14 protein-coding genes and 1 other RNA gene are annotated in these 11919 nt (G+C 58.2%); 8 read left to right on the top strand and 7 right to left on the bottom strand.

What is annotated here, in order from left to right; all coding sequences use genetic code 11:
* The first annotated feature begins 18 nt into the window (after positions 1–18).
* Positions 19–418, top strand: an RNA gene (gene rnpB, locus ACR3E6_RS00955) — RNase P RNA component class A.
* A 6-nt stretch (positions 419–424) separates the two neighbouring features.
* On the opposite strand, the gene ACR3E6_RS00950 is transcribed toward rnpB, so the two are convergent.
* From ACR3E6_RS00950 to ACR3E6_RS00940, 3 genes are all read right to left on the bottom strand, one after another.
* Positions 425–757: a GYD domain-containing protein gene (locus ACR3E6_RS00950; protein ID WP_480485361.1), complete on the bottom strand. Its 333-nt coding sequence runs from the start codon at positions 755–757 to the stop codon at positions 425–427.
* 67 nt (positions 758–824) lie between these two features.
* Positions 825–1667: a DUF2182 domain-containing protein gene (locus tag ACR3E6_RS00945; RefSeq protein ID WP_210092664.1), complete on the bottom strand. Its 843-nt coding sequence runs from the start codon at positions 1665–1667 to the stop codon at positions 825–827.
* A gap of 13 nt (positions 1668–1680) precedes the next feature.
* Positions 1681–2316 (bottom strand): DUF1326 domain-containing protein, encoded by a 636-nt coding sequence (locus ACR3E6_RS00940; RefSeq protein WP_210092663.1) that lies wholly within the window; start codon positions 2314–2316, stop codon positions 1681–1683.
* A 278-nt stretch (positions 2317–2594) separates the two neighbouring features.
* On the opposite strand from ACR3E6_RS00940, the gene ACR3E6_RS00935 reads away from it, so the two are divergent.
* The 3 genes from ACR3E6_RS00935 (at position 2595) to ACR3E6_RS00925 (ending at position 4312) form a co-directional block, all read left to right on the top strand.
* Entirely contained in the window at positions 2595–3302 is a 708-nt protein-coding gene (locus ACR3E6_RS00935) for a DUF533 domain-containing protein (RefSeq protein WP_480485359.1), read from the top strand.
* A gap of 127 nt (positions 3303–3429) precedes the next feature.
* Positions 3430–3597, top strand: coding sequence for a 50S ribosomal protein L33 (rpmG, locus tag ACR3E6_RS00930; protein WP_037309480.1), 168 nt, complete (start codon positions 3430–3432; stop codon positions 3595–3597).
* A 208-nt stretch (positions 3598–3805) separates the two neighbouring features.
* A complete protein-coding gene (locus tag ACR3E6_RS00925; protein WP_171630828.1) occupies positions 3806–4312 on the top strand; it encodes a hypothetical protein in 507 nt (168 codons plus the stop codon).
* 120 nt (positions 4313–4432) lie between these two features.
* On the opposite strand, the gene ACR3E6_RS00920 is transcribed toward ACR3E6_RS00925, so the two are convergent.
* A complete protein-coding gene (locus ACR3E6_RS00920) occupies positions 4433–5209 on the bottom strand; it encodes a Bax inhibitor-1/YccA family protein (protein ID WP_171722863.1) in 777 nt (258 codons plus the stop codon).
* 184 nt (positions 5210–5393) lie between these two features.
* Positions 5394–5603 carry a DUF1127 domain-containing protein gene (locus tag ACR3E6_RS00915; protein ID WP_171630833.1) on the bottom strand — a complete coding sequence of 70 codons (210 nt, stop codon included), beginning with the start codon at positions 5601–5603 and terminating at the stop codon, positions 5394–5396.
* A gap of 124 nt (positions 5604–5727) precedes the next feature.
* Between ACR3E6_RS00915 and ACR3E6_RS00910 the strand changes: the two genes are divergently transcribed.
* Positions 5728–6609 (top strand): LysR family transcriptional regulator, encoded by an 882-nt coding sequence (locus ACR3E6_RS00910; protein WP_171630835.1) that lies wholly within the window; start codon positions 5728–5730, stop codon positions 6607–6609.
* Between the two features lie 6 nt (positions 6610–6615).
* Here the strand turns inward: ACR3E6_RS00910 and ACR3E6_RS00905 are convergent, their stop codons facing one another.
* Positions 6616–7572: an NADPH:quinone oxidoreductase family protein gene (locus ACR3E6_RS00905; protein WP_480488074.1), complete on the bottom strand. Its 957-nt coding sequence runs from the start codon at positions 7570–7572 to the stop codon at positions 6616–6618.
* A gap of 339 nt (positions 7573–7911) precedes the next feature.
* Here ACR3E6_RS00905 and ACR3E6_RS00900 point away from each other — a divergent pair, with 339 nt between their 5' ends.
* The 3 genes from ACR3E6_RS00900 to ACR3E6_RS00890 all read left to right on the top strand — a co-directional run bounded on the left by ACR3E6_RS00900 (position 7912) and on the right by ACR3E6_RS00890 (position 10564).
* Positions 7912–8283 (top strand): helix-turn-helix domain-containing protein, encoded by a 372-nt coding sequence (locus ACR3E6_RS00900; protein ID WP_152458749.1) that lies wholly within the window; start codon positions 7912–7914, stop codon positions 8281–8283.
* Between the two features lie 40 nt (positions 8284–8323).
* On the top strand, positions 8324–9115 hold the full coding sequence (hisN, locus tag ACR3E6_RS00895; protein WP_480485355.1) for a histidinol-phosphatase: 792 nt from the start codon (positions 8324–8326) through the stop codon (positions 9113–9115).
* Positions 9116–9229: 114 nt separating this feature from the next.
* The gene (locus tag ACR3E6_RS00890) at positions 9230–10564 is read left to right on the top strand and encodes an 8-oxoguanine deaminase (protein ID WP_480485353.1); all 1335 of its coding nucleotides are present in this window, start codon (positions 9230–9232) and stop codon (positions 10562–10564) included.
* Here ACR3E6_RS00890 and guaD read toward each other — a convergent pair.
* Complete coding sequence (gene guaD / locus ACR3E6_RS00885; protein ID WP_171630843.1) at positions 10561–11847, bottom strand: guanine deaminase; 1287 nt, start codon at positions 11845–11847, stop codon at positions 10561–10563. The two genes, ACR3E6_RS00890 and guaD, sit on opposite strands and share 4 nt — an antisense overlap.
* Positions 11848–11919 lie beyond the last annotated feature (72 nt).

Genomic DNA, 11919 nt, shown 5'->3' with positions numbered 1-11919 from the left:
AGCCTACCCAACCCACGCGCGGAGGGCCGGATGGCCGCTGGGGTCGCAAGGCCCGAGAGGAAAGTCCGGACTCCACAAGACAACGGTGCCGGGTAATGCCCGGGCGGGGCAACCCGACGGAAAGCGCCACAGAAATCAGACCTCCCGGAACCTTGGTTCAGGGTAAGGGTGAAACGGTGGGGTAAGAGCCCACCGCGCCTCTGGCAACAGGGGCGGCACGGCAAGCCCCACCGGGAGCAATGCCAAATAGGGTCCCCGCGCGGGCCGGTCGGCGCAAGCCGATACCGCCGCTAAGCGCGTCTTGGCCGAGAGGGACCGGGTTGGCAGCTTGAGCCGCGCAGCAATGCACGGCCTAGAGGAATGGTCATCGAAGGGGGCAACCCCGGAACAAGATCCGGCTTACAGGCCCTCCGCGCGTATTCCCTTACCCACCGGGCGGTGTGTACGCCCCTGTGAGCTTCGCGGCCTTCTCTGCGACCGAAACGAACTCATCTGCTGTCCAGGCACGGACCGTTTCTATGTTGGTCACCGCGCCGGATGCCGCGACAGCCATGCCAACGGCTACGGCGTCCGTGCCATCCGGGGCTTCGCTGATCACGACCACGTCATTGCCCCCGGTCGTCATGTAGAAGGACAGCAGCCTGCCGCCGACTTTTTCCAGCAAGGCTTTTACTGGGCCGGTGCGGTTCTCGGGTTTCTGCAACATGCCTTTGACACCGACTTGCGAGTAAGATGCGTAAGTAATGAAAATGGGCATTGATACCTCCTGTTACATCAAATCGTTTTTGGGTCTTCAAGTCAGCCGACCCCAGGGCCGTTCAAAATCAGGTGCCAGAAAACAACAGTGCCGTGATGAACCAAAGGCCAGCGCCGATCAGCGCAAAACCTGTCACCGGCACAAGCCACCGGGCCCCGGGCAGAAGCTTTTCCAGCGCGACGTACGCGGCAATTCCGACAATCCAGTAGAGGTTCATGATCCCTCCGACGAAAAGCAGCAGCATCAGTGCCCAGCAGCATCCCAGACAATACGTGCCGTGCAGGATACCGGTGCGGAATGCACCGAATGTTCCGGGTCGGTTGTGATCGGCCAGAAAACGTGCGGGGCTCTGACAGTGGCGCAGGCATGCGTTTTTCAAAGCTGAAAACTGATAGGCGCCAGCCGCCAGCAGGATGCTTCCTGCGAAGACACCCGAACTAATCGTCATCATCGGCCCGTCGGACAACCCGATTTGTTCCAACCCCCATTGCAATGCGGTTGCAATCAGGCTGAACGCCCCCCAGGCCACCAGATAGCCGGATAAAAACCACAGGCTGAACGCAACCGTCCGGTGCTTTTCAGGCCCTGTCCGCTTGACCGCGATGAACAGAAGAACGGCAGGCGCAGCGCTTGGGGTCATCATGGCGATCATCATGACCCACCACATCAGAAAAATCAGCAAGGCATAGCTTGCGCTCCACGCTGCTGCCGGGCCCATTTGCATCGGGTCTCCGACAGGGCCGGCCATCCGGGTCATCTCGACCGCGGACATGTTCATCCCGACGCCAGCTATCGTGTACCAGGTTGCACCGAGGATGATCAGAAGAACGCTTCCCAGAACAATCGCGCTGTCCTGTCTCAGCAACCACTCAACCGTCCCGCCCCGGGGCGATGCGTTCTGTTTGGTCATGGGTGTTCTCTGATTATGCGCCCAAGACGCCATGGCCCGAGATGTTCAGATGCGCCAGATGAGCATGGGTTGCGTCAAAGGTCAGCCGGATCTGACCACCCGTTGTAGTCGCACTGCCCGATGCCGCCTCGGCATGGCGGTATTCAAAGCCGTTCGGCAACTGTATCGACGCGCGGTGAGGTGCGCCCGATACGATATGAGGGATCGGATTGACCTCAACATCGAAAACTCCGGTAACTTTGGCGTATCCGCTGCGCTCTTCGCGGTTCCAGTTCAGTTCAATCGGAACAAACAGAGTTTCATGTTTCAAAGGCGCCATGGCGCTGAAGACATACCAGAACGTGGCCATTTCATCAGTATCCTGACCGGTCATGATTGCTTGCAACGCAGCCCGCTGTTCAGCTGTCGCGCTGTCATCAATGATCAGCTGCATCTGACCGTTGCCCTCATGAATTGGTCCCGGCCAATGATAGACCCCTGCCGCCCGAAGACCGCCCAGATCAGTTTCACCGTAGTGACCGCTTTGAATGTCAAAGACCACAACCGCCTCGCAATTGCCGTGTGACGGCAGTACGCTGAACTGACACGGGCAACCAAAGTTGCAATTGCAATTGGCCAGTTCTTCGGCCTGAATAGCCCATTCTGTCATGATAGCCCCCCAAGAAAAGTCGCCTAAAACAACTCTGCTCGTTGCAGGTTTAACGCATTCACGCTGCCTCGGCCTTCGAGCCTGAATTCGGCTTCTTGGATGGGCGAACCTATCACGAATCCGTGATATGTACAAACAAGACTGCAAATTACATGCCTTCTTTGGGCTTTATAATGCGCCGGGCTATGGGCCGGTCGCGTTCAGGTTGAGCACGGTATTCGGGATTGCATTCGGCTGTTAGACTTTCGGAACCAATTTGAAGATATGGGAGGTTGATTATGAGCTTTATGAAAACGCTGGCGTCCGTGGCCATTGGATTTGCTGCGGCCAAGGGCATGGAAAAATATCAGAAGATGGGCGGCATGGCTGGGCTGCAAGACATGATGCAGGGTGCCGGCGGTGGTTTGGGCGTGGATCAGCTGGGCAAAATGGCAGAACAATTTGGTCTGCCCGGTGGCGCGTCAGGCTTGCAGGACATGATGAGCAAGATGGGGGTTGGCGGCAGCACAGCCGGAGCCGCTGGTTTGGGTGGGTTGTTGAACGCCATGCAAGGGGCTGCCAAAACTGCCAATCAACACACAGGTGACATGATGGAAACCGTGTTCGGCGGCACGCCCGCGGGTGCAGCGATGGAAGAGCAGGCAAAACTCATGCTGCGCGCAATGATTCAGGCTGCCAAGGCAGATGGTGAACTTGACGAACAGGAAAAGGAAATCATCCTGGGTGAATTGGGCGATGATGTCAGCGAGGAAGAGCGCGCATTCGTGCAAGAGCAGCTGAACGCACCGATTGACGTCATGGGATTGGCGGCTGATTCTGGTGCGCCGCTCAAGACGCAGATCTATGCAACTTCCCTGGCTGCGATCCGTCTGGACAATGCGCGCGAGGCGTCTTACCTGCGGCAATTGTCCACCGCTCTGGGTCTTTCCGACGCGGAAAGGGACCAGATTCACACGTATATGGGCGCGCCAACCTTGCCTAGTTGAACCTGCATCAGATTCCTGTGCCTGTATCATCCGATTGGCCTTGACATAGGCGGTGCAGCGCGTAAAAGCGCACGCTCATAGGAATTCAACCGAAAGGCCCCTGCCTTTTCGGACGCAGGAGATAACCATGGCGAAGCCGACGACAATCAAGATCCGTCTGAACTCGACCGCGGGCACGGGCCACTTCTATGTGACCAAGAAGAACGCGCGCACCATGACTGAGAAAATGACCATTCGTAAATACGACCCGGTCGTTCGCAAGCATGTCGAGTATAAGGAAGGCAAGATCAAGTAATCTGCCATTCCATTTGGAAATTCCGAAAAAGGGCTCTGTTGCACAGAGCCCTTTTTCAGTTCCGGTTTCCTGATTTCGGCGGATGGCAGGCTGCGGCGGTCCGTTGCAGTGGCGCATCAGCGTTTGGGACAATCGCATCCCCTGCGGCTTGCTTTTTATGGGAACCTGCAAGTACGCTTCAGCAAACCGCCACAAAATGTTGACCGCCATGAAAAAAATCTTGTTATCCACAATTGCCGTTCTGACCCTAGCGGCCTGTGAAGACCCGTTTAACCGCGAAGGTGTCGGGTTTACTGGAATCGATGGCGAACCGCGCACGATTTCGGACGTACCCGGGGCCGTCGCCTTTCTGCCAGACGCGACCAACGTTCCGGCAGAGCTGGCGGAACTGCGGACAGTCACGCTTTTGAGTGATGAGGTTGACCCGTCCAAGGTGGCTTCGGTTGCAATAGACAATGGCGGGCAGACGCCAAACACTGCTGTTCAACTGCAAGGAAGCGACACAAACCTGTTCCTCAGCACTGTCAGCGTCAACGGCACCTTATTTGGTGTGCTGCGTACGCGCTCTAACAGTGTGAAGGTCGACAATTCGGTCGGTGTAGGCTTTGCGGAAGAAGCAGAGCGTTTTACCGGCTGTCTGCCGGCTGGTCAGGTCTACCGCAAAGGCACCTCGGAAAAGAGCTCGGGCTTTGCCGTTCCGCTGAATTGCAGCTAACAGATTTCTCTCTCAAGTCCAAAACCCCCGCCGAATTCGGCGGGGGTTTTTGTTTGGTTTACGGCAAACAAAAAGGCGGACCCGTAAGGCCCGCCCTTGGAAGTCGGCTATTCCGGTCGCTTATTCTCGATTGCCAAACAGTTGCAGCAGGAACATGAACATGTTGATAAAGTCCAGATACAGGCTCAGCGCGCCCATGATCGCGGCTTTGCCCAACCATTCTTGATCGCCCGAATGGGCCATTTGCAGATAGGTGTTTTTGATGTTCTGCGTGTCATAGGCTGTCAGGCCGGCAAAGATCAGTACGCCCAGAACCGAGATCGCAAACGCCATCGCCGACGAGGCAATGAAGATATTCACGATCGAGGCGACAATCAGGCCGATCACACCCATGATCAGGAATGTGCCCATTGCCGACAGGTCTTTCTTGGTCGTGTAGCCATAAAGCGACAGACCGGCAAAGGCGATTGCAGTGATCAGGAACACCTGAATGATCGATTCACCGGTGAACACAAGGAAAATCCAGCTGATCGAGACACCCATGACCGCAGCAAAGGTGTAGAACACCAGCTGAGCAGCCGAGGCCGACATACGATTGATCCCGGCGCTAAAGCCAAAGACAAACAGCAGCGGGGCAAACATGATGACCCATCTCAGAGGCGACGCAAACAGCGAGTAACCAAACGACGTCAGATACTTGCTTTCGCTCAGTTGAGCGGCGGCTGCCGACGGATCGGTTGTGGTTGCCAGACCGGCAATTGCCCAGGCCGCTGCAAAGGTGATCAGCATGCCGACGGACATCGTGCCGTAGACTTTGTTCATGTGGGCGCGCAGGCCCTGATCAATCTCGGCGGCGCGCGCGCCGGATGCCGTCCGGATCGTGTCGAATTGTGCCATCAAAGGGTCTCCCTAGTCGTCAAGTTAGAGCGCCCCGGCAGAGCGGGGCGGTTTTCCCTCTAAATATCGGCAACAAGGGGCTGTGTTTCAAGAGATTCCGGGCGAAAACCGACTAAAACACGCAACAAAAATGCCAACAGGCGACTCACGGTCGCCCATCGCCTTGAAAATATGAGAGTCACAGTTACCTTTTCCAGAATTGAGGTGCATCCCAGAAAAAGCGTTTTGCTTCTGCGGATGCTTCCTCGCGGGTGACTCCGATATCGTCCAGCACGGCGGCATCCAGCTGTGCCAGCTTTCGCCGCTGTCTGGACAGTTCGAACGCTTGTGAGATCAGGGACACCAAAGAACGTTTGGCTGGTTTGCAGGGATTATGGATTGCGAGTTGAGTCATAACGTGTCCTTTCCGAATTTTTGATGGTTTCGATGGGTGTCATCAATTTCCTTGATTGATATGGGTGAGTATGACATATTTTTAAAACGAATATTATTGATGGAACGCATAAGGAATCGTGAAGATGCGAAATCTGGACATTACAACCCTGCGATCTTTTGTGGCGGTGGCGGATCAGGGCGGTGTAACCCGCGCCGCCGGATTTCTGCACCTGACGCAGTCTGCGGTGTCCATGCAGCTGAAGCGGCTGGAGGAGCTGCTGGGCCTGGAGTTGCTGGACCGAAGCGGCAGGACAATTGCATTGACCGCATCCGGTGAGCAGCTGCTGGCCTACGCGCGCCGCATGATTGCCCTGAATGACGAGGTAATCTCAAAACTCACCGATCAGGCCTTTGAGGGCGAAGTGGTTCTGGGCGTTCCCCATGACATCGTCTACCCCGCGATTCCCCGGGTCCTGCAACGGTTCAATGCCGATTTTCCCCGCGTCAGGGTGCAGTTGGTGTCGTCCTATTCACTGCAATTGAAAGACATGTTCAAGCGGGGCGAATGTGATGTGATCCTGACGACCGAACCGTCTTCGGCCGATGGCGCAGAGACCATCGCAGAGCTGCCGTTGCGCTGGATCGGCGCGCCGGGCGGGTCCGCATGGCGCAAGCGCCCGTTGCCTCTGGCGCTGGGGCGGCGCTGCTTGTTCAGACCGCAGGTCATATCGGCACTGGATGCGGCCGGAATACCGTGGGAGCTGTCCGTGGAAACCGAAAACGACCGTACTATAGAAGCCACGGTCAGTGCCGATCTTGCGGTTCACGCAATGCTGGACGGAACCGAGGCCGCACATCTTGAACAGATCGACTCGGGTGGGGCCCTGCCGGATCTACCTGCACACATGATCAACCTCTACGGTGGCGAGCAGGGCCGGGATGCGGTTGTCGAAGCTCTGGCACAGTTGGTGCGACAGAACTTCAGATTGCTGGGCGGTACCCAGTTGCGGGCCGTGGTTGGATGATCGCGATCAGGGCGTGATCACAATCTTGCCCGTCGACTTGCGCTCTTTCAGCAACTGCATTGCATGTGCGACATCTTCAAGGGGCAGAACATGACTGATATGCGGTTTTATCCTGCCCTCAGAATGCCACTTGAACAGGGTGTCAAAACTCTTGCGCACAGCTTCGGGGCGGAACTTCAGATAGCCGCCGATATACACCCCGATCACGGTCAGGTTTTTGACCAGCAGATGATTGGCCGGAATCTGCGGGATATCGCCCCCGGCGAATCCGATGGGCAGCAAACGCCCTTCGGGATTGGTGGCCCTGAATGCGGCCTTGAACACATCCCCGCCGATGACGTCATAGACGACATCTGCGCCACCCAGCGATTTGACCCGCTCGCGCAGGTCTTCGGAAGCATCGATCAGATGATCGGCACCAGCGGCACGGGCAACGGCAAGCTTGTTCTCGCCGCGCGCCTGCGCGATGACCGTGGCGCCCATGAGCTTGCCGATTTCGACGGCAGTCAGGCCGACGCCTCCCGCTGCGCCGGTGACCAGAAGGGTTTCACCCGGTTGCAGGCGTGCCCTGTGATCAAGGGCCATGTGACTGGTGGCATATGCGATCTGGATGGCAGCGGCGTCTTCGAATCCGGTGTCGTCCGGCAGCACGATCGCACGATCCGCGTCGAATACACCGTACTCGGCCAACCCACCCTGACCGGAATAGACTGCGATCCGGTCGCCTGGGCTGAGTGTTGAAACGCCGGGTCCGACTGTCTCCACGATACCGGCGATCTCCATGCCCAGGGTGAATGGGGCAGGTGGCGTGTCCTGATACGCGCCCGTCTGCATCAGCAGATCGGCGAAATTCAGGCCGCAAGCTTTTATCGCGACCCGCACCTGACCTTCGCCCGGCTCGGGTATTTTCACGTCACAAAGCTGGGCAGGCGCCCCGTCGGATGGAATGCAATAGGCCCGCATATTGTTCCTCAAGAGTTTCCGACATAGGCGCGTGTGCCGTCAGAAAAGTCAATCCGTTTGCTGCGCGGGCTCAAAAGGCACCCGATTTTGAAGGAGGATTCAGTTGCAGGAAAACGGTTCTGTAAAGGCTTTGGGTAATACAACCACAAATCCCTGTCAGGGGCGTTCGATTCAACCAGCTTGAAAAAAATCTCAAAACCGGCATTATAGATAATCAGTGCTGTAAACGGGGGGCGGTACAGTCCGTATTAGGGAGCGGTTAAGGGGAGCTCTCTAAAACTGCGATATCGGACGTCGCAAAATCCCGTGCAGATGTTTGTGTAGTATAGGAGAATACCAATGACTCATCACGTCGATGTCCATGTGGGCAAGCGCGTTCGGCATCGCCGCTGGCTGATTGGGATGACCCAGCAGCAGTTGGCGCAGCAAGTTGGTATCAAGTTTCAGCAAATCCAGAAATATGAGACCGGTGCCAACCGAATCAGCGCATCCCGCCTGTGGGACATCGCCGAGGCGCTGGATGTTCCGGTCAGCTTTTTCTTCGAAGGTCTGGAAGAAGCCCAGAAAGGCGATGCGGACAAGAAATCCGTCCCTGCCGACTTGATGGGTGACAAAGAGGCTTTGGATCTGGTGCGCTCTTACTATGCGATTCCGGAAAATCAGCGTCGCCGCCTGTTCGAGCTGGCGCGGGTTCTCAGCGACGTTGCCTGACTGACTTGACTTTGTCGCGGATTGCTCGCACCTCAGGGTCATGCAACCGACGACACAGAGCGATATCGAAATTGCCGAAGAAATGGCCGAAGCTGCGCGTGAGGCCATACTCCCCTTTTTTCGTCAAACAAATCTGGAAACTACGAACAAGCTGGCCGATGGGTTCGACCCGGTCACAGTGGCTGATCGTGCCGCTGAACAGGCGATGCGGGACGTTCTGGCGCGGCGGCGCCCGGATGACGGTGTGCTGGGCGAAGAGTTCGGCGCGCATACGGGCACCAGTGGCCGCACCTGGGTACTGGACCCCATCGATGGGACCCGCGGGTTTATCAGCGGCACGCCAACCTGGGGTGTTCTGATTGCGCTGAGTGATCAGGACGGGCCTTTTATGGGTCTAATCGATCAGCCGTATATCGGAGAGCGCTTTGTCGGATCGTCTTCCGGTGCTCACATGACCGGTCCGCAGGGCACCAGAAGAATGCACACGCGCGATACCAGGGCGCTGGATCAGGCGACTTTGTTTACCACGTTCCCTGAGGTTGGAACCCCGAAGGACCGCGCAGGGTTTCAGGCGGTGTCCGAGCAGGTACAGCTGACGCGCTATGGAATGGATTGCTATGCTTATGCGCTTCTGGCTGCCGGGCAGGCGGATTTGGTGATCGAGGCGGGCTTGAATTCCTATGATATCCAAGCGCCGATTGCCGTTATTCAGGCGGCCGGCGGTATTGTGACCGATTGGCAGGGCGGCCCCGCACATCAAGGCGGCCGGGCCCTGGCCGCAGCAAACGCTGACCTTCACGCCGCAGCGCTTGAGATACTCCGCCAATTCTGAATTCTGTTGCCCGGCGCATCAAAGCCAACTACACCGGTGATGGCCGGTTCTTGCGCCCGTTTTCCACCGGCCGACGCACTTCTTGCATGAGACGGGCAGATGCAGGAGCGCGAAATGACGGAAACCCTACTCAAGAATGCTGATCTGATCCTGACGATGGACGAGTCCCGGCAGGAATTGTCCAAGGCCGATATTCTGGTCCGCGACGGGCAGATTGCCCGGATCGGGCAGCGACTGGAAACACAGGGTGAGGTGCATGATGTTTCAGGTTGTCTGGTGACGCCTGGCCTGGTGAATACCCACCACCATCTTTACCAAACCCTGACACGGGCGGTGCCGGGCGGGCAGGATGCGCTGCTGTTTGGGTGGCTGCAAACGCTCTATCCGATCTGGTCGCGTTTCGGGCCGGAGGAAATGTTCACCTCGGCTCAGATCGGTTTGGCCGAACTGGCGCTGTCGGGGTGCACGCTCAGTTCCGATCACCTTTACCTCTATCCCAACGGCGCGCGGCTTGAGGATACGATCGCGGCCGCGTCCGAGTTGGGGATGCGGTTTCATCCGACACGCGGCGCGATGAGCATCGGCGAGAGCGACGGGGGCTTGCCGCCGGATCACCTGGTGGAAAACGAAGCCGCTATTCTGGACGACATGGTACGTGTCGTGGACGCGTTTCACGACCCGTCGGAGGGGTCCATGTGCCGCGTTGGCCTTGCCCCGTGTTCACCATTTTCCGTCAGCCGCGACCTGATGCGCGATGCGGCGTTGCTGGCGCGGGACAAGGGCGTGATGTTGCATACCCATCTGGCCGAGAATGATGAGGATATCGCCTATTCGCAGGCGCAATTCGCCTGCCGCCCGGGGCAATATGCCGAGGAACTGGGCTGGACCGGCCCGGATGTCTGGCACGCCCATTGCGTCAAGCTGGACGGGGCCGAGATTGATCTGTTCTCGCGCTCGGAAACAGGCGTGGCCCATTGCCCCTGTTCAAATTGCCGCCTCGGATCGGGTATCGCACCGGTGCGGGCGATGCGCGATGCGGGTGTCAAGGTCGGCCTCGGCGCCGATGGATCGGCCAGCAATGACAATGGCAACCTCATGCTTGAGGCGCGCCAGGCCATGTTGCTGCAACGGGTCGCCAATGGTGCAGATGCCATGTCGGCCCGCGAAGCGCTCGAGATCGCGACGCGCGGCGGCGCGGATGTGTTGGGACGTCCCGATTGTGGACGGCTGATGCCCGGAAAACGAGCCGATATTGCGGTGTGGGATACCCGCGGCATCGAAAGCGCGGGCAGTTGGGATCCGGCGGCGCTGCTTCTGGCGGGGCCGATGTCTGTGAAACATCTGTTCGTCGAAGGCCGCCAGATCGTGCGTGACGGGCACATAACGACCATCGATCTGCCCCGCGTGATCGAATGCCAGAACACGCTTGCCCGGGCGTTGCAGGCCTAAGCCGCCTGTTGTCCGCCGATCCAGACCTCAGCCACGGCGCGATCATCGCCCATCATGATGGTTGGGAAGATCGCTTCCCAAACATCTTCTGCATGGGCCTCGCGCTGGGCGATGGCGGGGGTCGAGGCGAGGTCGATTACCACCAGATCCGCCTCCATCCCCTGAGCGATGTTGCCGATGCAGTCGTCCATACGCAGGCTTCGGGCGGATCCGACCGTGCCCAACCACAGCAATTGCGCCGGATGCAGGGGACGGCCGCGCAATTGGCCGATCTCATAAGCGGCGGCCATGGTGCGCAGCATCGAAAAGCTGGACCCGCCGCCGGTATCCGTGGCCAGACCGATCCGGTGGCCATCATGGATCAGCCCGTTCATGTCAAACAATCCCGATCCGATGAAGGTGTTCGACGTGGGGCAATGGATCAAAGAGGCATCGACCTCGCGCAGCCGATCCCGTTCCCGGTCCTCCAGATGGATGACGTGGCCATACAGGCCGTTCTGGCCCAACAGGCCGAATTTCTCGTAGGTATCCAGATAATCCCTTGCTTCAGGGAACAGGGATCGAACCCATTCGATTTCATCCGTTTGCTCGCTCAGGTGGGTTTGCATGAGACAATGGGGATGCTCGGCCCAAAGCGCGCCCATGGCCTCGAGCTGTTCCGGGGTCGAGGTCGGTGAAAAGCGCGGCGTGATCGCATAGGACAAGCGGTCGACGCGATGCCATTTTTCCAGCAGGGCGGCGGATTGGTCGTAAGCCGTCTGCGCGGTGTCGCGCAGCCCTTCGGGCGCGTTCCGGTCCATGCAGGTCTTGCCGGCGACGACACGCTGCCCACGCTGTTGCGCCGCAGTGAAGAAGGCATCGACGCTTTCAGGGTGAATCGTGCAAAAACTGCACATGGTCGTGGTGCCGTGGGCGGTCGTCAGGTCCAGATACCGGTTGGCGATCTCGGTCGCATAGTCGAAATCGCCGAACTTCATCTCTTCCGGGAAGGTGTAGGTGTTCAGCCAGTCGATCAGCCGTTTGCCCCAGCTGGCGATCATCGCTGTCTGTGGATAATGCACATGTGGATCGACGAACCCAGCCATGATCAGGCGCGTTCCGTGATCCTTCGTGACTGCGTCAGGATGGGCTTTATTCAGCGCATCGGCGGTGCCGACCTCTGCAATTCGCCCGTGTTCGATCACGACCGCTTCGTCCAGCCGGGTCGCCTCGGTCGGCTCTCCGTCGAAGGGTGATCCTGTGAAACTCAGAACACGCCCTTTCAAAAGCGTCTTTTGCGCCATTTTTCCTGTTCTCCACCTGTTTGGAACCGCACACCAGCATAGGCGGACGAAAGAAGTGGGTAAATCGGCGCA

The sequence above is a fragment of the Ruegeria sp. AL3 genome, from assembly GCF_056536065.1.
Note: the sequence above shows the minus strand (reverse complement) of the source record. Positions and strands in the feature narration are given on the sequence as shown.